The sequence below is a fragment of the Mycobacterium sp. JS623 genome, assembly GCF_000328565.1.
Taxonomy (GTDB): domain Bacteria; phylum Actinomycetota; class Actinomycetes; order Mycobacteriales; family Mycobacteriaceae; genus Mycobacterium.
The window spans coordinates 214686-239637 of sequence record NC_019966.1 but is presented as its reverse complement, the minus strand read 5'-3'; the positions used below and the strand labels follow the sequence as shown (position 1 = coordinate 239637).

General features: G+C 64.5%; 12 protein-coding genes. 6 read left to right on the top strand and 6 right to left on the bottom strand.

Features of this window, described 5'->3' with window-relative positions; genetic code table 11:
• Positions 1-41 precede the first annotated feature (41 nt).
• The 4 genes from MYCSM_RS01060 (at position 42) to MYCSM_RS37675 (ending at position 3810) form a co-directional block, all read left to right on the top strand.
• A complete protein-coding gene (locus MYCSM_RS01060) occupies positions 42-863 on the top strand; it encodes a hypothetical protein (protein ID WP_015304266.1) in 822 nt (273 codons plus the stop codon).
• Between the two features lie 37 nt (positions 864-900).
• On the top strand, positions 901-2814 hold the full coding sequence (locus MYCSM_RS01055; RefSeq protein WP_015304265.1) for a fumarate reductase/succinate dehydrogenase flavoprotein subunit: 1914 nt from the start codon (positions 901-903) through the stop codon (positions 2812-2814).
• Positions 2815-3567 (top strand): succinate dehydrogenase/fumarate reductase iron-sulfur subunit, encoded by a 753-nt coding sequence (locus MYCSM_RS01050; RefSeq protein ID WP_015304264.1) that lies wholly within the window; start codon positions 2815-2817, stop codon positions 3565-3567.
• A gap of 81 nt (positions 3568-3648) precedes the next feature.
• Positions 3649-3810 carry a hypothetical protein gene (locus MYCSM_RS37675; RefSeq protein WP_015304263.1) on the top strand — a complete coding sequence of 54 codons (162 nt, stop codon included), beginning with the start codon at positions 3649-3651 and terminating at the stop codon, positions 3808-3810.
• Here MYCSM_RS37675 and MYCSM_RS01045 read toward each other — a convergent pair whose 3' ends face one another.
• Positions 3811-4296, bottom strand: coding sequence for a flavin reductase family protein (locus MYCSM_RS01045; protein ID WP_041312948.1), 486 nt, complete (start codon positions 4294-4296; stop codon positions 3811-3813).
• Positions 4297-4373: 77 nt separating this feature from the next.
• On the opposite strand from MYCSM_RS01045, the gene MYCSM_RS01040 reads away from it, so the two are divergent.
• Positions 4374-5015 carry a GAP family protein gene (locus MYCSM_RS01040; RefSeq protein ID WP_015304261.1) on the top strand — a complete coding sequence of 214 codons (642 nt, stop codon included), beginning with the start codon at positions 4374-4376 and terminating at the stop codon, positions 5013-5015.
• On the opposite strand, the gene pe is transcribed toward MYCSM_RS01040, so the two are convergent.
• Genes pe through MYCSM_RS01020 form a run of 4 tightly spaced genes read right to left on the bottom strand, consistent with a single transcriptional unit; the run spans position 5012 to position 12453 of the window.
• A complete protein-coding gene (gene pe / locus MYCSM_RS01035; RefSeq protein ID WP_041312946.1) occupies positions 5012-6151 on the bottom strand; it encodes an acyltransferase PE in 1140 nt (379 codons plus the stop codon). The two genes, MYCSM_RS01040 and pe, sit on opposite strands and share 4 nt — an antisense overlap.
• Positions 6152-6180: 29 nt before the next feature.
• Complete coding sequence (locus tag MYCSM_RS01030; protein ID WP_257720723.1) at positions 6181-7941, bottom strand: AMP-binding protein; 1761 nt, start codon at positions 7939-7941, stop codon at positions 6181-6183.
• 51 nt (positions 7942-7992) lie between these two features.
• A complete protein-coding gene (locus MYCSM_RS01025) occupies positions 7993-10992 on the bottom strand; it encodes an MMPL/RND family transporter (RefSeq protein ID WP_015304258.1) in 3000 nt (999 codons plus the stop codon).
• Between the two features lie 39 nt (positions 10993-11031).
• The gene (locus MYCSM_RS01020) at positions 11032-12453 is read right to left on the bottom strand and encodes a condensation domain-containing protein (RefSeq protein WP_015304257.1); all 1422 of its coding nucleotides are present in this window, start codon (positions 12451-12453) and stop codon (positions 11032-11034) included.
• A gap of 247 nt (positions 12454-12700) precedes the next feature.
• Between MYCSM_RS01020 and MYCSM_RS01015 the strand changes: the two genes are divergently transcribed.
• Positions 12701-23677, top strand: a complete 10977-nt coding sequence (locus MYCSM_RS01015; RefSeq protein WP_015304256.1) for a type I polyketide synthase — start codon at positions 12701-12703, stop codon at positions 23675-23677.
• Here MYCSM_RS01015 and MYCSM_RS01010 read toward each other — a convergent pair.
• Positions 23658-24740, bottom strand: coding sequence for an NAD(P)H-dependent amine dehydrogenase family protein (locus MYCSM_RS01010; RefSeq protein ID WP_015304255.1), 1083 nt, complete (start codon positions 24738-24740; stop codon positions 23658-23660). The genes MYCSM_RS01015 and MYCSM_RS01010 overlap by 20 nt on opposite strands.
• Positions 24741-24952 lie beyond the last annotated feature (212 nt).

Here is a 24952-nt window from a genome sequence, read left to right as displayed (position 1 = left end):
GCGGCCATCTGAGCGGGACATAACCACACCGAAAGGGAAACGTGAGCGCACCCACCGCCGACCGCAAAGCGACCGGCGTCTTTTCACCGAGCCGTGCCCAGATTCCACAGCGCACCCTGCGCACCGACCGCTGGTGGCAGTCGCCGCTGATCGTCGACCTGGGCTTCGCCGCGTTCCTCATCTACGGGTTTGTGCGGGCGTTCCTGCAGAACAACTACTACGTCGCCGAGTACCACTACCTGACGCCGTTCTACTCACCGTGCATCAGCAAGGGCTGTCTGCCTGAGGCCAGCCACTTCTGGCCACAGATCCTGCCCGACGTGTGGTGGTTGCCCTATGCGGCGGCAACACTGCCATTCCTGCTGCTGTTCCGGCTGACGTGCTACTACTACCGCGGCGCCTATTACCGGTCCGTGTGGCAGGCCCCGACGGCATGCGCAGTCGCCGAGCCGCACGCGAAATACACTGGTGAGACACGCTTTCCGCTGATCATCCAGAACACCCACCGATACTTCTTCTACATCGCCGGCATCATTTCGGTGATCAACACCTATGACGCGATCGTGGCGTTCCAGTCACCGTCCGGCTTCGGATTCGGTTTGGGCAACGTCATTTTGGTTGTGAACGTGGTCCTGCTGTGGACGTACACGCTGTCATGCCACTCGTGCCGTCACATCGTCGGCGGGCGCCTCAAGCACTTCTCCAAACACCCCGTCCGCTACTGGTTCTGGACGCAGGTGAGCACGTTGAACACCAGGCACAAGACGTATGCGTGGATCACGCTTGGCACGCTGATGATCACCGACTTCTACATCATGCTGGTGGCCAGCGGCACCATCAACGATCTCAGATTCATTGGCTGACAGAACTTTTCAACAGAGACAGTAGTGAGGTTTATTTATGGCTGAAGTCGAACGGCACGAATATGACGTCGTCGTCATCGGTGCCGGCGGCGCGGGTTTGCGTGCGGTCATCGAGGCACGTGAGCGCGGTTTGAAGGTCGCCGTGGTCTGTAAGTCGTTGTTCGGCAAGGCGCACACCGTGATGGCCGAAGGCGGCTGTGCGGCCGCGATGGGCAATGCCAACCCGAAGGACAACTGGCAGGTCCACTTCAAAGACACCATGCGCGGCGGGAAGTTCCTCAACAACTGGCGGATGGCCGAACTGCACGCCAAGGAGGCACCAGACCGCGTCTGGGAGCTGGAAACCTACGGCGCACTGTTCGACCGCACCAAGGACGGGCGCATCAGCCAGCGGAACTTCGGCGGCCACACCTACCCGCGACTGGCTCACGTCGGCGACCGCACCGGGCTGGAAATCATCCGCACCCTGCAGCAGAAGATCGTCTCGCTGCAGCAGGAGGACAAGGCCGAGTTCGGCGACTACGAGGCCCGCATCAAGGTGTTCCACGAGTGCACGATCACCGACCTGATCAAGGACGGTGACCGCATCTCCGGTGCCTTCGGCTACTGGCGCGAAAGCGGACGCTTCATCCTGTTCGAGGCGCCTGCCGTGGTGATGGCCACCGGCGGAATTGGCAAGTCCTACAAGGTGACATCGAACTCGTGGGAGTACACCGGCGACGGGCACGCACTCGCGCTGCGCGCGGGCGCGACGCTGATCAACATGGAGTTCGTCCAGTTCCATCCGACCGGCATGGTCTGGCCACCCAGCGTGAAGGGCATCCTCGTCACAGAGGGTGTGCGCGGCGACGGCGGGGTGCTGAAAAACTCCGAGGGCACCCGGTTCATGTTCGACTACATCCCACCGGTGTTCAAAGGTCAGTACGCCGAGAGCATCGAAGAGGCCGACCAGTGGCTCAAGGACAACGACTCGGCGCGTCGCACCCCCGACCTGCTGCCCCGCGACGAGGTGGCCCGCGCCATCAACTCCGAGGTGAAAGCCGGGCGTAACTCGCCGCACGGCGGCGTGTTCCTCGACATCGCGTCGCGGCTGCCCGCCGAGGAGATCAAGCGCAGGCTGCCGTCGATGTATCACCAGTTCATGGAGCTGGCCGAGGTCGACATCACCAAGGAGGCGATGGAGGTCGGGCCGACGTGCCACTACGTGATGGGTGGCATCGAGGTCGATCCCGATACGGGTGCGGCCAAGACGCCGGGGCTGTTCGCCGCCGGTGAATGCTCCGGTGGCATGCACGGCTCGAACCGGCTGGGCGGCAACTCGCTGTCGGACCTGCTGGTGTTCGGCCGCCGCGCCGGGCTCGGTGCGTCCGACTACGTGCGGGGGCTGTCCGAGCGGCCGACGGTGTCCGACGAGGCCGTGGCCGAGGCCGCCAAGCTGGCCCTCGCGCCGTTCGACGGGCCGACCAATGGCGACAGCGCCGAGAACCCGTACACCCTGCAACTCGACCTGCAGGACACGATGAACTCCCTGGTCGGCATCATCCGCAAGGCCGAGGAAGTCACCGAGGCGCTGGACAAGCTGACCGAGCTGCGCGAGCGGTTCAAGCGCGTGCAGGTGGAGGGCCACCGTCAGTTCAACCCGGGCTGGCATTTGGCCATCGACCTGCGCAACATGCTGCTCGTCAGCGAATGCGTGGCCAAAGCCGCGTTGGAACGCACCGAGAGCCGCGGCGGCCACACCCGCGACGACCATCCGTCGATGGAGGCGGGTTGGCGCAAGGTTCTGCTGGTGTGCCGCGCAGAAGGTGCCGCCGTCGTCCCCGACGTCAGCATCACCCGCGAGGATCAGGTGCCGATGCGTGAGGACCTCCTCGAGCTCGTCGACATCGAAGAGCTCGAGAAGTACTTCACCCCAGAAGAACTCGTCAACCACCCGGCAAGGAGAAGCTGAATGGCCTATCAAGCGAAGCTGCGGGTGTGGCGTGGCGATGACGACGGCGGCGCGCTGCAGGACTTCTCCGTCGACGTCAATGAGGGCGAGGTGGTGCTCGACATCATCCACCGGCTGCAGCAGACGCAGGCCGGTGACCTGGCCGTGCGGTGGAATTGCAAGGCAGGCAAGTGCGGCTCGTGCTCGGCCGAGATCAACGGCAGGCCGAAGCTGATGTGCATGACCCGGATGTCGACATTCGACCCGGCCGAGACCATCACCATCACCCCGTTGCGGACGTTCCCCGTCATCCGCGACCTGGTAACCGATGTGTCGTTCAACTACGAAAAGGCCAGGGAAATACCGTCCTTCACGCCGCCCAAGGATCTGCAGCCGGGCGAGTACCGGATGATGCAGGAGGACGTGAACCGGTCGCAGGAGTTCCGCAAGTGCATCGAGTGCTTCCTGTGCCAGAACACCTGCCACGTGGTGCGTGATCACGAAGAGAACAAGAGGGCGTTCGCCGGTCCGCGCTACCTGATGCGCCAGACCGAACTGGACATGCATCCGCTGGACACGAACGAACGCCGTGCGGTGCAGGCGCAGGACGAGAACGGCCTCGGCTTCTGCAACATCACCAAATGCTGCACCGAGGTGTGCCCCGAGCACATCAAGATCACCGACAATGCGCTGATCCCGCTCAAGGAACGGGCAGCCGATCGCAAGTACGACCCGGTGGTGTGGCTCGGCGACAAGTTGTTCCGGAGGGGCTGAGCGCGGGTACTCTCGCAGAAAGCGGCCAATCAACGCGGACGAGAGGAGCACCCCTCCGTTCAACCCCAGAAAGGCAGCGTGATGAACCTGCGAGAGCCCCATAGCATCAACGACATTCGCACCGCGATCCGTGAGCTGAGCGCGCGGGCGGATCTGGCCCGCAAAGAAGGCCGGCCGGAAGACGCTGAAGAACTCGAACAACGCATCCAGGGGTATCGCGAGGAGCTTGCCGCCCGCCCGTAATCAGGCGCCGAGTCGGCGAAATGTGCTGCGGTGAAAGACGATCGGCGGCACATCGGCATGCACGGTGATGTCGCTGACCCGCAGAATCACTATTGTGTGATCCCCTGCGGGGACCAGCTGCTCGATGGCGCTTTCCAACCAGACACTCGTACCCGAGACAAAAACCGCGCCGGACTCCCGCGACACCGTCTGCAGGCCCGCGAACCGGTCGCCGGTCTTGGCCGCCAGTGTGCGGGCCGCCTCATCGTGAGCTTCGCCGAGCACGCTGATCCCCAGCGCGGGCAGCCCCTTCAGCTTCGGCCACGTTTCAGAGGTGTTCTGTACGCAAAACGACACCAGCGGCGGATCGAGCGACACCGGGACAAAAGTACTGGCCGCCAACCCGATCCTGGTGCCGTCCACCTCCGCGGCGATCGCGATGACGCCGGAGGGGAAATGCCCGAACGCTTCCCGCAGCGTGGTCGGTGTCAGATCGGTATCGCTCATCAACTCCATCTTCACACGCAGCGGGTAGCGGTGGCCATCGTCGCTCCCGACGACCGGGACGATAACCTGACGCCCTTATGTGGATAACGCTCCTGGCGATGGCCATTGCGGTCAGCCTGGAGCCCTTCCGGATCGGCATGACCGTTCTGATGATCAACCGGCCGCGGCCGGGGTTGCAACTACTGGCCTTCCTCACCGGCGGATTCGCGATGGGCATCACGGTGGGCCTCATCGTGTTGTTCATCCTGCGGCCGGCCTTGGGGTCAGCGCATTTCACCCTGCCCAGGGTGCAGATCGTCGTCGGCGCAGTGCTGCTGATCAACGCTGCGCTGGTAGCGACGGGCGTATTGGGTTCACGGCGATTCGAACCGCTGGCGACGCGCACCCAACCACTACTCAACGGCCGATCGCTGTGGATGGCGGGCGTCGCGGGCCTCGGCATCGCGCTGCCGTCGGTCGACTATCTCGCCGTGTTGGCGCTCATCGTCGCCTCGGGTGCCGCGGCTTCTGTTCAGTTCGGCGCCTTGCTGCTGTTTAACATGGTGGCATTCGCGTTCGTGGAGATGCCACTGGTCTGCTACCTGGTGGCCCCGGACCGCACCCGCGCAATGCTGTCGGCAGTGCAGGACTGGCTGCGATCGAGACGCCGCCGCGCGCTCACCGTCCTGCTCGCCGCGGTCGGCTGCGTACTGCTCGTCGCGGGGCTCGCCGGGCTCTAGCCGCCCTTGTGATTCAACACGTACTGGGCGCCGGCAAGGATCTGCGAAATCGGATCGGCGCCGCCACCGAAGGCGGCCTGGGTTGCCGGGGCGGTGACAGCCGCGGGGTCGTAGCCGTTCACCGGATCCACTTCAAGCGGAGCAGTCAGCGGATTGTCGTTTCGCGAATATCCGGCATCCACATAGGGTTTCAGCACCCCGTCAAGCTGATTCAGCGTGTCCTCGGGCACCCCAAGGTATTTGAAGGGCAATACCAGCGGAAGGTGCTTCTCTGGGATCAGATACGTGGTTGTCTTCGCACCTCGTGAGTTGACGGTCGTTCTGATGTTCTGCGGAGGCACCATGCTCGGGTTGGTGAAGGCGACCGCGGTGTGACCGGTCGCGAGGCCTACGACTGCGTTGGCCAGCGACATCCAGTTGTCGGGGCGGTCCGGCCAGTCGGCGATGCTGTCGTACGCAGAAACGAATTGGTAGGTGTCGTACTGGCTCTCCACCGGGGCCGGCATGCGGAAGTCAAGCGCGGGAACGACGCTGCCAACGGGAAACATCTGCGTCAGGAAACTCTCGCCGAACGCGTGCTTCGCCAACGGGTCGCCGTACGTCGCGAAGCTCAATTGATCCGGCGGCGGCGCGGTCGGATCGTTGGCGAGCTTCGCTTGCAGGACGTCGAGCACCATCGCGCCCTCGGACAACCCGATCGCGGTGCCGGGACCGCCGTTGCGGATCGTCGCTTCCAGGTTGCCCTGACCCTCGTCGACCGACTCGCCGATGCTCGGGCCGTCAATACCGAGGCCGGGGAAGCCGTCATCCAGTCGGCCGATGCCCGGGAACATCCGCTCCAGGACATGGCCCTGGACCTGACCCGCGGGATAGTCGACGATCTGCCGGTTCAGCCCCGGGAACCAGTCGGCACCCGTGCGCTTGATGTACTCGTCGTACGGAATGCCCAGAACGTGCGCGCCACCCAGCGCGTAGCCCCGTCCAGGCGTCCCCAGCGGCGTCGGCCCATTGTCCGGCGCCCCGTGGTCTGGCGTCCAACCAGCAACCGAATCATCGGCTGCGGCGACCCCGACACCGAAACAGCCTGTGGCACCTACGGTTACCAGCGCGCTGACCGACGCGACCAGTCTCCGCATTTCCATTCTCACGACCTTACTCCGCCAACTCAGGCGTCCAGCCGGACGAATTGGTCCTGCCGGTACTGCTCGGCGCAGGCGGCGCGTCGGATCTTGCCGCTGGTCGTGGTGGGAATCGAGCCGGGCGGCACCAGAACGAGATCGCCGACATTGAGGCCGTGTGCATTGGATATCGCCGAGGTGACATCGGTCTTGACGGCACTGAGCCAGCGCACCGCGTCGTCGTTGAGTTCGCTTCGCTTCTTGAGCTCGATGACGGTGACCAGCTTCTCGGTGCTGTTCACCGGAACCGATATCGCGGCGACACGACCGCGGGTGATCTCCTGGACTGTTGCCTCGATGTCCTCGGGATGGTGGTTGCGCCCGCGGATGATCAGCAGATCCTTGATGCGGCCAACGATGAACAACTCGCCTCTGTAGATGAACCCGAGGTCGCCGGTTCGCAGCCACGGACCATCGGGAGTGCCGGGCGAAGGCTCGACAAGTGTTGCGCCAAAGCAGGATTGCTCGGATGGCGGTCTGCTCCAGTAGCCGCTCGCGACGTTCTCGCCCTGCACCCAGATCTCGCCGACCACGTCCTGCGAGGATTCCCGGCTCGTGTCGACGTCGACGATCCGCACCACCGGCGACTGCGGCAGTTCGTAGGAGACCAGCGCCGCCGCGCCCTTCCCAGCTGGGCATGGCCGAACGCGGCCAGCGCCGAGCTCGTCGACATCGAAGTGAGTCGCCGGCGACGATTCACTCCAGGTGCCGCTCGTCACGAAAACCGTGGCCTCCGCCATGCCGTACGACGGCCGCAGCATGTCGTCGCGAAAATTGAAGTGAGCGAACCGATCTGCGAAGCGTTCCAAGGTGGCGGGTTCGACGCGTTCAGCGCCGTTGATGATGCCCAGCACGCCGCCGAGGTCGAGGCCGGCGAGGTCACTGTCCTTGGTCTTGCGGGCGGCCAAGTCAAAGGCGAAGTTAGGGGCCGCCGAAAACGCGTGCGGAGTCTGCGCGAGTGCTTGCATCCATCTGGCCGGTTTCTCCAGAAACCCAGTCGGGCTCGTCAGCTCGGCACGATAGCCGCCCAGGATGGGTGCGCAGACGCCCAGCACCAGACCCATGTCGTGGTAAAAGGGCAACCACGACACGATCGAAAGGTCGGTTGTCGATTGGACGTGCGCACCCGCGAACAAGCTGCGCATTAACTGGTCGAAATTCACCTGGAGGTTGCGGTGCGAGAGCATCACGCCAGCCGGCTGGCGGGTGGAACCCGAACTGTATTGCAAATACGCAATGTTCGGCACGTCGGCCGGCGTCAGACTTGTCCCGGTGCCGGCATCCAGATTCAAGGAATCGATTTCGACGATCTTTGGCACGCTGTCCATGGGTGACTGATCGACATAGTCACCGACGTCTTCGGCGGCCGCGCACGTCGTGAGAACAACCGCGGGCTTGGTGTCGCCAACGACCGCGCTGACCCGCTCATGACTTGAGCCGCGATGAGGCATCGGCAGCGGAACCGCGACGAATCCGGCTTGCATCGATCCCAGGAACGCCAGGATGTACTCCAGGCCCTGCGGGGCCAGGATCACCGCCCTGTCACCACGCGACCCATATGGACGGAGCTCGCGCGCGACATTCATTGTTCGGCGTGATAACTGCGACCAAGTCAGGCTCTCGCGAACGCCCGCCGCGTCGTCGGCGTAATCGGTGAACGTGAATGCCACATCGTTCGGCCGCAAGCTCGCACGGCCGTGCAGCATTGAGAGAATTGATGATTGGGGCTTCGGCGTCGTCGGTGTCACGTTCCGTCCGTATATTAACTCGTCGAGTTCCGTTTCGTAGCCTCACACACATCACGAGGCCGCGCTGACCTGGGCGCTGCCTGTGCGCCACATGCTCAATCGTGATGGCCACCAGTTCGCCCGCCCCACCAAGGTTGCCATGGCGGGCACCATGATGGTGCGCACCACGAACGTGTCTAGCAGGATTCCAACAGCGATCATGAAGCCGCCCTGCACCACGATGCCGATGCTGGAGAACAACAGACCGCCCACGGACGCGGCGAAGATCAGCCCCGCCGCAGTGATCACCCCGCCCGTCGAACTCAGGGTACGGATCACGCCAAATCGCGTGCCGTGCGGCGATTCGTCGCGCATTCGCGACACGAAAAGCATGTTGTAGTCGGCACCCACCGCGACTAATACCACGAAGGCCAGCGGGGGAACGCTCCAATGCAGTTGCTGGCCAAGGAGGTACTGAAATGTCAGCACGCTGATTCCCAGTGCCGCAAAGTACGAGATGACCACGGAGCCAACCAGGTAGAGCGGCGCGACAATCGCACGCAACAACGCCATCAGAATCAGTAGGACGACGATCAGGGTCACCACGATGATGAAACGGATGTCGTGTTGGTAGTAGTCGCGGGTGTCGCGCAGCGCAGCGGGATACCCGCCCATCGTTATCTTGGCGTCCGCCAGTTGGGTATTCGGTTGCGCGCTGCGGGCGGCGTTGGTGATCTCATTCACCTGATCCATCGCTTCGGCGCTGAACGGATTGAGTGTGGTTTGCACCAGGTACCGGGCGGAGTGACCGTCCGGCGAGATGAATACCTTCGCGGCCTTTTTGAAGTCGTCGAGTTGGAGGATCTGCGACGGAATGTTGAATCCCGCCATCGACGGATCCGCCGCATCCTGCCGCATCGCCAACAGAAACGCCGCCGCTTCGTCGAGTCCGGCGCCCATCAGCTTGACCTGGCCGACGAGTTGATCGACTCCGCCGGCCACCTGCTGACTCCCGTCAGCCAACCGATTCGCGTTCTGTTCGACCTGCGTCAGCCCCGCCTGCAAGCCTCCCGGTCGGTCGAGACCCATCGAGCGCACCGCCGAGCTGAAGTTCGACATCGCGTCATTGAGTTGCTTCACCGTTGAGTCGAGGGACTGCTTGTCTCCGAACCCCTGCAGTTGTCCGGCCAGAGTGTTGATCTGGTCGAGGCTTCCGTTGTTTCGAGCATCGACCAGCTTCTGAAACTGGATGCGGGTGTCGCTGCACGAGGGATTGGCATCGCAGATCGCGTTGCCGTTCAGCGCGGCCAGCACCGGACCCACCCACGCGAACATGTCCCTGACGGCGGAGAAATTCACGCCCATGGCGTTGCCGAGCGCGTTGATGCTCTGCACCAGCTGGGCGGCCGTCTCGACCTGCTTGACCAACTTGTCGCCGCCGAATTGGCTTCGCATCGACGAGAAGGAGTCAATCAGACGCTGCATGCTGGGAGCGATTCGGTTGATCTGAGCGCGCACATCACTGAGGCTGTCGGCCAGCGTGCCCGCCCCGTTCGCGAGTCGGTTCAGGTCGCCGGCGCGCTGATCGATCTGGGCCGAACCGGTGGCCATCCGCTCGCCGACAATGCCGGCCTGATAGGTGGCTCTGAACTCCTGCGGCACAACGCCGGTGGGTCGGGTGATGCCGCTGACAAGGCCGATGTTGGGCAGTTGGCTGACCCGCTGCGCCATCTGCTCGAGGTCTGCGAGCGCCTGCGGTGTGCGCAGGTCGCGCGGTGACTGAACCAGGATGTATTCGGCGACGGCCTGGCTGATGGGGAAATGGCGTTCCAGCGCGGCATACCCGATCGAACTGGACACCGAAGGCCCGAGGGCTTGGCGATCGTCGTAGTTGTAGTGCACGAAGCTCGCACAGCCCGCGAGCACGGCCAGGACAAGGACGCTGGCAACCAGATGGGTCTTTGGCCGCCGGACGATGCGTATCCCAGAACGTCGCCACAGTCGGGCGGTCAGTTCGCGCCTCGGCTTCACCCAGCCGCGAGGCCCGGCCAAGACCAGAATGGGCGGCAGCAACGTGATCGCGGCAAGGAAGGCCACCGCGACGCCGATCGCGCACGCCACACCGACCGTGGAGAACACCCCCATCCGGGCGAAGCTGATCCCGACAAAGGTGATTGCGACCGTGGCGGCCGACGCAGTGATCACCTTGCCGACCGAGATCATCGCCCGCCGCACCGCATCGTTGAATTCTGCCCCTTGGCGCAGATAGTCGTGATAGCGGCTGATCAGAAAGACTGCGTAATCCGTTCCCGCGCCTGCGATCATCGCGCTCAGAAATATGACGGACTGGTTGGACACGCCAAGCCCGAAGAGTTCAGAGACTCGGGCCACTACGGCCTGAGCAACCACCAGGGACGTCCCGATGGCTGCCAATGGCAGCAGCATGGTGACAGGGTTGCGGTAAACCACCAGCAGTACGAGCAGTACCAGCACCGCGATCGCTATCTCGATGGGTAGCCGATCATGCTCGCCCGCGACGGTGAGGTCCGCGACGGTGGCCGCGGGTCCGGTCACGTGCACGGTCAGCGGGCCGTCGGCGGCGGCGTTGTGTCTGACGACGTCGGCAACCCGGTTGTAGGCGTCGAAGGCTCGCGGCGTGCCCAACTCGCCGGCAAGGCCGACGGGCAGCACCCACGTCGTCTTGTCTTTGCTTGTCAGAAAAGGACGCAACTGTGGTGTGGTGAAGAAGTCCTGAACCATCACGACGTCCGTCACGTCGTCGTGCAGCGCGTCGACAACCTTGCGGTAAGCCGCTTCGTCGGCGGGTTTGAGCCCGTTCTCGTTGATGAAAGCAACCACGAGAAGGTTGTCTGAACCCGATTCGTGAAACGCCTCGGTCATCTGCCGCGCGGCCACACTCGACGGGGCGTCGCTGGGGAGAAGCGCCAGCGGGTGCCGCTGCGCCATCTCGTTCAGGCTCGGTGACGTCAACGGCAGGGCGATCGCGATCGCGACCCACACCCCGATCACCGCCCAGGGCCACCGCACCACAAGATCGGTTAGCCGTTGCATATCGCCCTCACCCTCACCCGAAAATCGCGCCGCTTCACGCTATGCGACGCGTCCCCAGTCCCCGCTGTCAGCGACCCGCACGCACACCGACTTCATGGCCTCCATGTAGCGGGTAACTGATTTCTGGGCCACCGGGTTGTCGGGATGCATGATCGCCATGACCGTGCCCTCCCCGTACCTGAATATGTAGATCGTCAGCTGGTAGGAGTACCGGCCGTCGGGGTAGATCCCGATGTTGTTCGCAAGACCCATGTCGGCTGCCGCGAGGATGGCGTTGAGCGGAGCTGCCCCGCCGTGCAGAAAGTTCGACACCGGAAAATTCGGCTGGGGCCAGTTCAACCATGGCGCCAACTCCAAGACCCGGTAGTACGGCACTCGCGACAGGTCCAGGCCCGAATCGAATGACGCCTGCGCTGCCCACGCGGCCTCGCTGAACGAGGTCGCCGCGATCGGGACGGTGATCGGGATCAAGCCGGTGAACCAGCCCTGCGTCATGAAATTGTCGCCAGCTGTGCGGGAATCCCTCGGAGTGAGGCCGTAATAGGTGAGGGCACCGGTGAGCTCGTACTCCACCAGGCCCAGACAAGCGAACAAGCCGCCGACGAAACGCGCGCCGGCCGCGGTGCAGGCGGATTCGAAGTGTTCCGTCTGCGCCGTGTCCATCAGGATTTCTGAGGTCATCCCGCTGCTGGTCGACTCGTCGGGATTACCCAGCGGCAGCGGGAACTCGGGAAAGCTCCCATTGTTGTTCTCGGCGAAGTCAATCCACGCGCGCACGCCGGGCGAATCCAGCGTCAACTCTGATGTTTGCCCGCGCTCGCGGACACAGAAATCGTCGAAGCTGCCGGCATCGGGAAGCGTGAGGGCCTGAGCGCCGCCGCTCAGCGCCGAGTACATTCCGTTGGCTTCCAACATCGTTGTGCCAATCAATGTCGCATCCCCGTGCACGTGATCCATGGCGGCAAAGAATGTGAAGTGGTTCTCGTGCTGGGCTATCCCGAAAGTGAAGCAGCCCCACTCCAAGGGATTCGGGATGGCCACGACGTGAGCGCGTATTTCGTCGACCGTCATGTGACCCTGATCGATCGGCACGAATTCGATATCGGCCGGATCGGTGATGGCATGCCGGATGAACTCGCCGTCGCCGGTCTGTTCGAACCAACTGCGGAACGTGTCGTGCCGGCGGATGTATGCGTTGACGGCGTGATCCATCGCCGAGATATCGCATTTGCCCGCCACATCGCAGGCCGCAATGATTTGCCGGGAGAAGGTCAGCCCTGCGGATGTGCGATCACAATAGTTACGAAGGTGTTGGCTCTGCATGTAGCTGACGGGCACCGAACTCACCGGAGCGCGTCGCGCCGTTTCGGCAGCAGCGACGGTGGGATGCCAGGATGTGACCGAGCCCGAAGTCAACGACCATTCATCAAGTGCGCCAACAGTTATCTTGCCGATGCGCAAATCGTGTCATCCTTCCAGCTGGGCGGGCTCCGCTCCGGTATCACTCCTGGCGAAATCAACATACCCTCGGTTCGACAGCAGTCGTCCGGCGCCGGCCGAACCCCTGACAGCGACGCCGCACACGCATAGGTGCACATGCAATAGTGGGCGTCGGCGTTGGTTACCTGCGCTACATAAGTTGTGCTGCTGGGTGTAATTCCGACCGCTGAGCACGTTGAGCTGATTGCCGAGTAAGGAGAACAACGGCATGGGATCCGCCGAACATCCGACCGGGCCGGCCGCGCGCTTTGCCATCGTTGGCTACGCGGCGCGTTTTCCTGGCGCCCCGGATGCCGACGGGTTTTGGGACGTGCTGGGCGATGGCCGCGACGCGGTATCGGACGTGCCCAAGGACCGCTGGAATGCCGACGAGTTCTTCGACCCGGAACCCGGTGTGCCCGGCAAGGTCGTGACGCGCCGTGCGGGTTTCGTCGATGACGTGACGGGGTTCGACGCGCCGTTCTTCGGCATGTCGACGCGCGAGGTCAGGTCGATGGACCCGCAGCATCGGCTCTTGTTGGAGACGGCATGGCGCGCGGTGGAGCATTCCGGTACTGCGCCAACGGCTTTGGCCAACACCAACACCGGTGTGTTCATCGGGTTGGCCACCCACGACTACTTGGGCATGGCATCCGACGAGCTGACTTATCCCGAGATCGAGGCCTATATGGCCATTGGGACGTCCAATGCCGCAGCAGCGGGCCGGATCAGCTATCGGTTGGGCCTGCAAGGCCCCGCCGTAGCTGTCGACACGGCGTGCAGTTCGTCGCTGGTGGCAATCCACCAGGCGTGCCAAGCGCTGCGCTTGGGAGAATGTGACCTCGCGCTGGCCGGCGGTGCGAACGTCCTTCTCACACCGGCGACCATGATCACCTTCTCCAGCGCGCACATGCTCGCGCCCGACGGCCGGTGCAAGACGTTCGACGCGGCCGCCGACGGCTACGTGCGCGGCGAGGGTTGCGGCATCATCGTCATCAAGCGCCTCGAGGACGCGATCCGCGACGGCGACCGGATTCGGGCCGTCATCCGCGGCAGTGCGATCAATCAGGATGGCGCATCCGGTGGCTTGACGGTTCCGAACGGTGTTGCCCAGCAACGGGTTATCGCCGATGCGCTGAAGCGCGCCGGCGTCAAACCCAGCGAGGTCGGCTACCTGGAAGCACACGGCACCGGAACGTCGCTCGGCGACCCGATCGAGGCCCAGGCCGCCGGTGAGGTGCTCGGCGCTGGACGCGAGTCAGGCAATCCGCTGTTGATCGGCTCGGTGAAGACGAACATCGGACACCTGGAAGCGGCCGCGGGCATCGCGGGCGTCATCAAGGTCATCCTGTCGCTCGAAAACGAATTGCTGCCTCAGCACCTCCACTTTCAGAACCCGTCGCCGCACATTCCGTGGGATCGGCTTGCGGTGCAGGTTGTCAAGGAGGCGACCGCCTGGGAACGCAACGGCCGGCCACGCATTGCGGGCGTCAGCTCATTTGGTTTCGCCGGGACGAACGCTCACGTCATCCTCGAAGAAGCCCCAGTAGCGCCCGAGGTACCCGCTGCGGTCGAGCAACCCACTGATCGACGCTTCAGCATTCTTCCTCTTTCGGCGCGAACGCCGAATGCGTTGGCGCAGCTTGCCGATCAGTACCGCAACTGGCTGGGCGCACACCCCGAGGCCACCTTGGCGGATGTGTGCTTCACCGCGGGGGCGGGACGTGCACACCTCGAGCATCGGGCCGCGTTGGTGGTCAACTCAAAGGAATCCGCCATCGAGCTGCTCGGCGCGCTCGCCGAGGACCGCCCGGCGCCCGGGTTGGTTCGCGGAGAATCCCACGAGGCACCGAAGACGGCGTGGCTGTTCACCGGTCAGGGCAGCCAGTACCCCGGCATGGCGCGAGAGTTGTTCGACACCGAGCCATTGTTCGCCGAGGTGCTGATTCGTTGCGCGACCGCAGTCGCTGACGTCCTCGAAAAGCCGCTGCTTGACGTGATTTTCGATGCCGACAGCCCTGACGGCGAAGAGCTGCTACGGCAGACCTCATACGCACAGCCCGCCTTGTTCGCAGTGGAGATGGGTTTGGCTCGCCTGTGGCAGTCGTGGGGTTTCGAGCCGGACGTGGTGCTGGGACACAGTGTCGGCCAGTACTCGGCCGCGTGCGTCGCGGGCGTGTTCAGTCTCACCGACGGCGCGCTGCTGATGGCCCAGCGCGGCCGTCTCTTCGGCAGTCTGCCTGCCGGCGGCCGGATGGTCGCGGTGTTCACCGACTCCGAGCGTGTCGAGAACCTCACCGACGAGTTCCCACGGCTGTCGGTCGCCGCCTACAACGGTGCCAACACCGTATTGTCCGGTCCTGCAGAGGATCTGGAGAAGGCAGTGGCTGGACTGGCCGCCGCCGGTGTTCGGTGTGACTGGTTGGACACCAGCCACGCGTTCCACTCGGCGCTGCTGGATCCGATTTTTGACGAATTCCAGTCCTATGCCGACCGATTCGATTTCATGACGCCGCAACGGATCCTGATCGACAACCGTACCGGCGCCCCGCTCGGCAGGAGCGTGAAGCTCGACGGCGCATACTGGCGCCGTCACGCGCGACAACCGGTGGAATTCGCCAAGAGCGTGCGCACCCTTGCCGATCTGAACTGCAAGCTGTTGCTCGAGATCGGGCCGCGGCCGGTGCTGACCGCCGCGGCCCTTGGCACATGGCCTGATCCGGCCACCGTACCGCGGGTGATCACTTCTCTGCGCCGAACCGCCGCCGACCACCGGCAAATCACCGAAGCAGTTGCTGATGCGTATGTTATGGGCCACCAACCGAACTTCGTTGCTATCCAACAAGGTCCAGCACGAAAGGTCGACCTGCCCACCTATCCGTTCGAGCGCCGGCAGTACTGGTTCCTCGACAATAGAGATGAAGGTGAGCAGCAAGCCGACGCGCAACTTCCCGTTGCCGCGCGGACCCAGGCCCTTCGCCTGCTCGAGGACGGGCGGATCGAGGAACTCGCGACGCTGCTCGACGGTGGCAGCGGCGACCAACAGACCCTGAACGTGCTTACTAGGCTTGCGGCACAACACAACCAGCAACGTGCGACGCAGTCGATTGCGGATGACTGCTATGAGATCCGCTGGGAGCAATCCACCACTCCCCACTCCAGCTCGCCAGCCGGCGACGGATCCACCTGGATCCTGATCGGCGAGGACACCGAGGAAACCCAGCCTCTGGTCGAGGCGCTGACTGCACGCGGCCACCGGCACCGGATCCTCGGATTGCCAGCGTCGGATGCGGATGGGGAAAAGCTCGCGGACGCGTTACACGCTGCGGCATTGGATGATTCGACGCTGCGCATCGTGCATGTCGCGGCGCTGGACTCCTCTACCGCTCCGTCGATGCGGTCACTTTTGCGGATGCAGCACAGGATCCTTGGCGGAACTCGGCGGCTCTTCCGCGCCGCAGCCGCCGCGGAACTGCGCAGACCAATCTGGGTGGTCACCCGTAGCGCACAGCGCGCCACTGAAAGCGACACCGTGGCACCGGATCAAAGTTGCCTGTGGGGGTTCGGCCGTGCCGCGTCGCTGGAGCTTCCGCACGTGTGGGGCGGGCTGGCGGATCTGTCCGAAGGCACCACGGAGGAATGGTCACGGCTCATCAACCGCATCACGATGCCGCGCGGTTCGGAGGTGATCGAAGACCTTATCGCGGTGCGTGGTCAGGCGGTCTACGTCCCTCGACTGGTTCGTCGGGATGACGAGCTGACCGGCACCCAGCTGAAAGTTCGTTCCAACGCAACGTATTTGGTGACCGGCGGGCTGGGAGCCATCGGCCTGGAGATCGCCGGGTACCTGGCCGCACACGGCGCCCAGCATCTGGTGCTGACCAGTCGAGGCGCACCGAGTGAGGCCGCACAACAGCGCATCGATTCGCTGGCCGAACAGTACGACTGCGAGATCCGGGTCATCACCGCCGATGTCGGGGACGCGCATGGGGTCGCACGCCTGTTGGCAAGCGTGCGGGCCGAGCTGCCGCCCCTGACCGGCATCGTCCATGCCGCGGGCGAAATCGGCACCACCCCACTGAGTGATCTCGACGACGCCGAACTGGATCGCGTATTTGCCGGGAAGGTCTGGGGCGCTTGGCATTTGAGTGAGGCGGCAGCGGACCTGCAGCTCGACTTCTTCATCTGTACCTCGTCGATTGCCTCGGTATGGGGCGGATTCGGTCAAACCGCCTACGGCGCCGCGAACGCGTTCCTCGACGGACTGGCTTGGCGGTTGCGCGAGCAGGGCATCTCCGGGGTCAGCGTCAACTTCGGACCCTGGTCGGTGGGCATGGCCGACGCGGAGTCTCGTGCGCGACTGGATCAACGCGGGGTCGCGACGTTGTCACCTGCCGATGCACTGGCTGGTATGGCCAACGTGGTGACAGCGTCTTCAGAGCAGGGAGTGGTCGCGAGGATCGACTGGGCCCGGTTCCTGCCGCTGTACCAGCAAGCCGGGCGGCGGGCATTCCTGGCCGAGTTGGAGCGCGAGGTGCCCACCCAACTGACGGCCACCGCGCCGGCCGCATCCGGGAAGAAGACCCAACTCGTCGAGCGGCTCGCGAGTGCCCCTGTGCAGCAACGAAAGCGGCTCTTGACCGATTACCTGCGCGATGCGGTCGCAGAGGTGACGCGCGTCGATGCCGCGGAGATCCGCGAGGATGCCGGGTTCTTCGACCTCGGCATGGATTCGCTGATGGCCGTCGAATTGCGGCGCCGCCTCGAACAAGCAGTTGGCCGCGAGATTCCCGTCACACTGGTGATGGATCACCCGCGTCTGTCCGACGCCGCCGACTACCTGCTGGGCGAGGTGCTCGGACTCACCGAGCAGGCGTCCCCAGCGCCACCGCAGCCCGTGGTGACCACGGGCATCAACGAGCCCGTCGCGATCGTCGCGGTGTCGTGCCGATTCCCTGGCGCGCCTGATCCCGAAGCGTTCTGGGACGTGCTGTCCGGCGGTGTTGATGTGATTCGGGAAGTCCCGGACGACCGCTTCGACATCGACGAGTTCTACGACCCCGATCCAGAGACGCCGGGCAAGACCTATACGCGTTTCGGCGGATTCCTCGACGGCATCGACGGATTCGATCCCGAGTTCTTCGGCATCTCGCCGCGCGAAGCTGTGTGGATCGAGCCGCAGCAGCGGCTGATGCTGGAAACGGTCTGGGAGGGTCTCGAGCGGGCCGGCTACGCGCCAGGGACGTTGCGCGGCAGTCGAACCGGAATCTTCGTCGGGGTGGCCGCCAACGAGTATGCGCATCTGCTGTCGTCGGAGTCGATCGACAGAATCGAACCCCACTTCATCACCGGCAATGCGCTCAACGCCATTTCCGGTCGGGTTGCCTTCGCGCTTGGACTCGAAGGGCCTGCGGTGGCGGTCGATACCGCATGCAGTTCGGCGTTGGTCGCCGTCCATCAGGCCTGTCAGGCATTGCGCTCCGGTGACTGCGACTTGGCGTTGGCCGGCGGTGTCAACGTCTTGCTCAGCCCGGTGACAGCCGTCGCCGCGTCCCGGGCCAGGATGCTTTCGCCCGTCGGGCGGTGCAAAACCTTCGATGCCTCCGCCGACGGCTATGTGCGTAGCGAAGGCTGCGGAATCCTCGTCCTCAAGAGGCTGACTGACGCGGTGCGCGACGGTGATCGGGTATGCGCGGTCATTTCCAGTAGCGCGGTCAACCAGGACGGCGCCTCCAGCGGTTTGACCGTCCCCAATGGCGGTGCACAGCAACGGCTTATCGGGGCGGCGCTGGCACGCGCCGGACTCGCAGGCGGCGATGTCGACTACCTCGAGGCACACGGCACGGGCACCCCCCTGGGTGATCCCATCGAGGTACAGGCGGCCGCGGCCGCCTACGGAGCCTCGCGCGACGCGGACCGTCCGTTGCTGATGGGTTCGGTGAAGTCCAACATCGGCCACCTCGAATCGGCCTCCGGGGCAGCCGGTCTGATCAAGGTCGTGTTGTCGCTACAGCACGAAATGCTGCCCAAAAGCCTGCACTTCGAGACCCCGTCTCCTCATATCCCGTGGGAGTCGTTGCCGGTGCGGGTGGTGGACAAGGCGATCCCGTGGCAAGCCAACGGCAGGCCCCGGCGTGCAGGTGTGAGCTCCTTCGGGTTCACCGGCACGAACGCGCACGTGCTGATCGAGGAGGCGCCACCACAGCCGGCGGCCCCGGAGTCGGACACCCCCGAGCGGCCGGTCCACGTGCTGCCGATGTCTGCACGGTCACCGGAAGCACTGTCGGAGTTGGCGCAGCGTTACGCGACTTGGTTGAGCGCCCACCCCGATGTCGACCTTGCCGCCGCATGCCTGACCGCTGGGACGGGTCGTTCGCATTTTGAACACCGCGCCGCACTCGTCGTGGATTCGGTCGAAGGCGCGCGCGAGGGCCTGGCCGACCTGGCCGAGAACCGGGTCCGACCCGGTGTCATGCGTGGCGAGCACACGCACCATCCGACCACGGCTTGGTTGTTCACCGGACAGGGTAGCCAGTATCCGGGGATGGCACGCGAGTTGTTCGGAGCTGAACCGGTTTTCGCGGAGACCGTGACACGATGCGCGGACGCCGTGGAGGGCATCCTGCCGCGTCCCTTGCTAGAGGTGCTGTTCGCCACCGACCGCGAAACCGGAGAAGCACTGCGGCACACATCGTTTGCTCAGGCGGCACTGTTCGCGGTCGAAATGGGGCTGGCCCGGCTGTGGCAATCGTGGGGCATCGAGCCTGATGTGGTGTTGGGGCACAGCGTCGGCCAGTACGCAGCAGCCTGCGTGGCGGGCGTCTTCAGTCTCGAGGACGGCGCACGGCTGATGGCGGAGCGCGGCCGGATGTTCGGCAGCCTGCCCCAAGGCGGCCGAATGGTGGCGGTATTTGCCGACCCCAAACACGTCGAGGAGACCAGCGGCGAGTTCCCCCGAGTATCGGTCGGCGCCTACAACGGACCAAACACCGTGCTTTCGGGTCCCGGTGAGGATCTCGAACAGATAGTCGCCAAATTCGGCGAAGACGGGATCCGCTGCACCTGGCTGGACACCAGCCATGCGTTCCACTCGGAATTGCTGGATCCGGTGCTCGACGAATTCGAGTCGTACGCAGCCCAAATGCAGTTTGCTGCGCCGACGTTGCCTCTGGTCTGCAACCGCACCGGCGCTGTGCTCACCGCACAGACCCCGCTCGACGCCCAATACTGGCGACGGCATTCGCGCCAGCCCGTGCAATTCGCGGAAAGCGTGCGGACGGTGGCGGCGCTGGGCTGCTCGGTGCTGATGGAGATCGGTCCGCAACCGGTGTTGACCGGGGCCGCAGTGCACGTATGGCCGGAGCACCTGGCCGCGCCGCGGGCAATCGTCTCGCTGCGCAAGGGCGTTGGTGACCGACGCCAAATCGCCGACGCGCTGGCCGCGGCCTACGTCGGTGGCCACCACCCCGACTTCGGCGTGCTGCATCACCAGCCCGGTCGCAGGGTCGAACTGCCCACCTATCCGTTCCAGCGCCGCCGGTTCTGGCCCAAGACATCCGCAATTACGATGGACGGCCCATCGGCATCCGGAATTCTCGGCAGTGCAAAGGATCTCGCTTCCGGCGACTCCGTCTACACCAGCCGGTTGTCCGTGAAGTCGCAGCCATGGCTTGCCGATCACGTCATCTACGGCACCGTTGTCGTCCCCGGCGCGACATACGCGGCGATGGCCTTGGCCGCAGTTGGTACACCGGCGCGGGCAAAGGAAGTCTTCTTCTACGAGCCGATCATCCTGCCGGAGAAGAGTTCTCGCGAGGTGCAGCTGACCTTGCACCCGCTGGAGCACCCGAGCGGGACCGATGGCGAGTGGAAATTCCAGGTGCACAGCCGCCCGTACGGTGACCGCGGCGCCGACTGGTCATTGAACGCCGACGGCACCGTCGTCACCGGTGTCGATGACGAGCAGTCGCCAGCCGACGCCATCGACGAGGTGATCGAGCGGTGCAACCGCATGCGCCCGCAGGAGTTGTTCGAGACCTTCTCCGACATGGAGTTGGCGTGGGGGCCGACCTGGTCCGGCTCCCTGAAGTCACTATGGCTCGGTGAGGGCGAGGCGATCGGCGACATCTTCGTCGGCGAAGAACTGGCCGAGCAGCTCGGAAGCGAGCCGATGCACCCCGTGCTGATGGACCTGTGCACCGGCGTCGCATTCCCGGCGTTCCCCGCATTACTCGCGGCCGAGCAGGGCGTGCACGATCTGTTCTTGCCGCTGCGGTACGGCCAGGTGATGCTGAAGGAGAAGATGCCTCGGCGGTTCTATTGCCGTGCAAGCTGGCGCAGCAGCGAACTCAACAGCGAAACCCAGGTCTTCGACCTCGATTTCGTCGATCGGGATGGCCGCCAGCTCGGCGGGATTCGCGAGTTCACTGTCAAACGCGCACCGCGTGAGGCATTGTTGCGCGGCCTCGGCGGCGACGCCACCCGGCTGCTCTACACCCTTGGCTGGCACGAGGTTCCGCCGCCGGCGCCAAGCGACGTAAATGTCAGCGGCACATGGCTGATCGCCAATTTTGATGGATTGGCCGACATGGTGCCTGGCTGCATCCCGTTCGACCGGACTGTCGATGCAGAGCTCTTGGGCCAGGTACTCGCGCAGGCACACGAACGCGGGGTGGGGTTTTCCGGCGTCGTGTGGCACGGTAGCGCGCCGAGGCCAGACGAATCGACCGCCGACGCCACAGCGCGACTCGAGACCGAGATCGCCAACCTGCTCAGCGTCGTGCACACCGTGCAGAACGGCACGCTGAAACTTCCGAATGGTCTGTGGATCGTCACCGAGCGGGCGGTGGCCACGGAATCCGGTGAACCGGTCGACCCGGTGCAGGCGGCGCTGTGGGGATTCGGACGCACCACGATCAACGAGGAACCGGCGCTGCGCTGCAGACTGGTCGACAGTGACGGATCGCCAGAAGCCGTGCATGCACTGGCGAACCTCATCGCCACCCAGGACCCGGCCCCACACGAACCGGAACTTGCGCTGCGACAAGGAAAGCTGCTGGCCTCACGGTTGTTGCCATGGGCGCGCAGCGGTCATCTCACCGTGCCAAGGTCAACCGATTACGTCCTGGCGCCCACCGAACGCGGCGCCATCGACAACCTGCGTCTCACCGAGTCGGATGTGCCGGACCCGGACGTGGGGTACGTGCAAGTGCGGGTGGAGGCCGCGGGCCTCAACTTCCGCGATGTGCTCAACGTCCTTGGTCTCTACCCTGGCGACCCAGGACCGATCGGCGGCGACTTCGCGGGCACCGTCACCCAATTAGGTAGCGGCGTAACCGGACTCGAGATCGGTCAACGCGTCTACGGCTTCATGCAGGGCGCGTTCGCCACGCGGTTCAACGTGCCCGCGCAGTTGCTGGCACCGATTCCCGACGGGGTGAGCCCGGTAGCGGCTGCCACCATTCCCGCTGCGGCGCTCACGGCCCGACTCGCATTCGACTGGGCGCAACTGAAGCCCGGTGAGCGTGTACTCGTCCACGCCGCGAGCGGTGGCGTCGGCCTGGCCGCCATCCAGATGGCACAACAGCACGGCGCTGTCGTCTTCGCGACTGCCAGCACGTACAAACGCGCGACGCTGCGCAAGCTGGGAGTGGAATACGTCTACGATTCGCGCAGTACGGATTTCGCCGACCAAATCCTTGCCGACACCGACGGCAAGGGCGTGGATGTGGTGCTCAACAGTCTGACCAACGAGGGCTTCATCGAAGCCACCGTGCGGGCCACCGCCACAAATGGCCGCTTCGCCGAGATCGCCAAGCGCGACATCTGGACACCTGAGCAGATGGCGGCGGCCCGCCCCGATATCGCCTACGAGATCGTCGCGCTGGACACGGTGACGTTCCAAGAGCCCGAGCGTATTCGTGGCTTGCTGACCGAAGTTTCGGACGGGCTGGCCAACGGCGAATGGACACCACTGCCCGCGGAGATCTATCCGCTGACAGAAGCAAGGGCGGCGTTCCGCCGCATGCAGCAGGCGCGGCACATCGGAAAGATCGTGGTGCAGATACCGAATCCGTTGCAGCCGCGGGCCGATCGAAGCTATCTGGTCACGGGCGGACTCGGTGCGATCGGTCTGCACACGGCGTCGTATCTGGCGCAACGCGGTGCCGGTGACATCGTGTTGACCAGCCGGCGGGCACCCGATGCGGCCGCGCAACAGGTGATCGAGGAGATCATCGAGCGCTACAAGTGCCGCATCCACACCTTCGCCGCCGATGTCGGCGACGAGTCCGAGGTTGCCAAGCTGCTGGAACGGATTCGGGGGCAGTTACCGGCCCTGGCCGGAGTGGTACATCTGGCGGGCGTGCTCGACGATGCGTTGCTGTCGCAGCAGAGCGTGGAGCGATTCCGAACGACGTTGGCGCCCAAGGCATTCGGTGCCTTCCACCTGGATCTTCTGACGAGGGATGACGAGCTGGACTTCTTCATCGTGTCGTCCTCCGTGTCCAGCGTGTTCGGTTCCCCGGGTCAGTCCAACTACGCGACTGCTAATGCGCTGCTTGACGGTGTTATCGCGCGGAGAAGCGCGCAGGGGTTGCCAGCCACGGGTGTGAACTTCGGTCCCTGGGCACAAGGCGGCATGGCCTCCTCGGAGACCGCCAGCGCCAATATCAGTGCCCAAGGCCTGATTCCGCTGCAACCCTCGGCCGCACTCGGTGCCCTCGCCGAGGTCGTCGCGAATGGAACGGGCCAGGCAACTGTCATCAATGCCAATTGGCAGCGTGCGGCGAAGGTGCTTGGCAGTTCGCGGCCGCCCATCCTCGACCTAGTGTTGCCCAGCGCCGTCGGAGAAGTGACCGGTGACAGTGAGTTGCTCAAGCGGCTGATGGAGATACCGGTGCCGCAGCGCGCTGGCTTCGTCACCGAATTCCTTCAGCGCGAGGTGCAGACCTTCCTGCGGCTGGCGCAACCGCCCGCCGCAACCAGTCGATTCCTGGACCTGGGTACGGACTCGCTGATGGCGATCGAACTCCGCAACCGGCTGCACAGCCAGTTCGGCGGCAAGTTCACGATCAATGCGACCGCGGTATTCGACTATCCGACCATCGGTGGGCTGGCCGAGTATCTCGTGGGCCAGCTACCCGATGCGGAATCTCCGTCGGACGAGGCAGAATCCGTCGCAGACGTCAGTCAGCCCAGCGCGTAGCTTCCACCTCAGGCGGCAGCGTTGACTGCATCGGCACGGCCAGCCCGTCGTAGATGCCCGGCTTTTGGTGCGCCAGCCAGTTGAGGGCTCCGAGCAGACGGTTGGCGGCGGTTGTGTTGCCGCCGTCGGCGCGGGTGCCGCCGGGGACGTCGGCGCGGCTGACGATGGTGAGTTGCGGATCGCCGTCGATGATCACCCGGTGGTCGCCGACACCTTCATCCGGCTGCGGCCAGTGCGGAGCGCACGACCGGTGGATCCGGGTGATGTGGTCGATGATGACGCGTTCCCGCCCCTTCGACTTGCCGATCACCTTAAGCCAGAACGCACCCTGCGTGCCCTTCTCGAACCGGCCCATCACGGTGTCGACGGACTCCTCGAGCGGCAGCCGCTCGACTTCCTCGGTGATCTCGTCGATCTCCAGGCCGAGACCGCGCGCGATCAATCGGATGTTGCCGCCCCAGACCATGGTCGGGATGGACGGCAGCAGCATCATCGGCACCTCTTCCATCGATCCGCCGAACCCGCACGACACCTTGACCGCATACGGCTGGTTGTACGTCGAGTAGTCGAAGATCTCTTGGCAGTTGATGGTCTTGATCCGGGTGCACAGCCCCGCGGCGATGATGGCCAGTGCGTCGTTGCCCCAGCCCGGGTCGACGCCACTGACTAGTAATGAGGCCCCGCCGTCCTCGGCGGCCGCGGTCAGGCGCTCGACCCACTCCGGCGGCGCGGACCGCGGGTCATAGAGGGAGTACAGGGACGGCGTGACGACGTGCTTGCCCGTCCGCAGGCAGCGGGCGATGTCGTTGACGGCGTCGTCGGGCCGGATGTCGCCCGACGCCATGTAGGCCACCGCGTCGCACGCGGCCAGTGCGGCGTCGACGTCGGTGGTTGCCAAGGCGCCGGTCGCGGTCTCGAGTCGCGCGAAGGTCGCGGCGTCCTTTTCCGCTTTATCCGGCGAAGACGTGATCACGCCGGATAGTCGCAAGCCCGGAAAGGCCACCGCGGACCTGATTGCTGTGGCACCCATATTGCCCGTTCCCCACACCGCGACGCGAAGCATCCGGACAGCCTATCTACAGGTCGTGATGAAGCTCACACCAGGGCGAATATGCAGTTCAGACACCTGTCAACTGCGGTTTTGGGCTCCCGGCCAACCACTGGGTTACTTAGCCATCGGAAATTGCTCCGGGAAGGTTTGAGTTGTAGTTACTGATGGGTATAGTTCGGTCCAGTTACTGGTGGGTAACTTAGCCAAAAGTACCCAACCACAAG

Excerpts from the sequence above, each read along its gene's own strand:
- MYCSM_RS01055 (WP_015304265.1), top strand. The coding sequence starts at position 901 with ATGGCTGAAGTCGAACGGCACGAATATGACGTCGTCGTCATCGGTGCC.
- MYCSM_RS01050 (WP_015304264.1), top strand. The coding sequence starts at position 2,815 with ATGGCCTATCAAGCGAAGCTGCGGGTGTGGCGTGGCGATGACGACGGC.
- MYCSM_RS37675 (WP_015304263.1), top strand. The coding sequence starts at position 3,649 with ATGAACCTGCGAGAGCCCCATAGCATCAACGACATTCGCACCGCGATC.
- MYCSM_RS01045 (WP_041312948.1), bottom strand. The coding sequence starts at position 4,296 with ATGAGCGATACCGATCTGACACCGACCACGCTGCGGGAAGCGTTCGGG.
- MYCSM_RS01040 (WP_015304261.1), top strand. The coding sequence starts at position 4,374 with ATGTGGATAACGCTCCTGGCGATGGCCATTGCGGTCAGCCTGGAGCCC.
- pe (WP_041312946.1), bottom strand. The coding sequence starts at position 6,151 with ATGCGGAGACTGGTCGCGTCGGTCAGCGCGCTGGTAACCGTAGGTGCC.
- MYCSM_RS01025 (WP_015304258.1), bottom strand. The coding sequence starts at position 10,992 with ATGCAACGGCTAACCGATCTTGTGGTGCGGTGGCCCTGGGCGGTGATC.
- MYCSM_RS01015 (WP_015304256.1), top strand. The coding sequence starts at position 12,701 with ATGGGATCCGCCGAACATCCGACCGGGCCGGCCGCGCGCTTTGCCATC.
- MYCSM_RS01010 (WP_015304255.1), bottom strand. The coding sequence starts at position 24,740 with ATGCTTCGCGTCGCGGTGTGGGGAACGGGCAATATGGGTGCCACAGCA.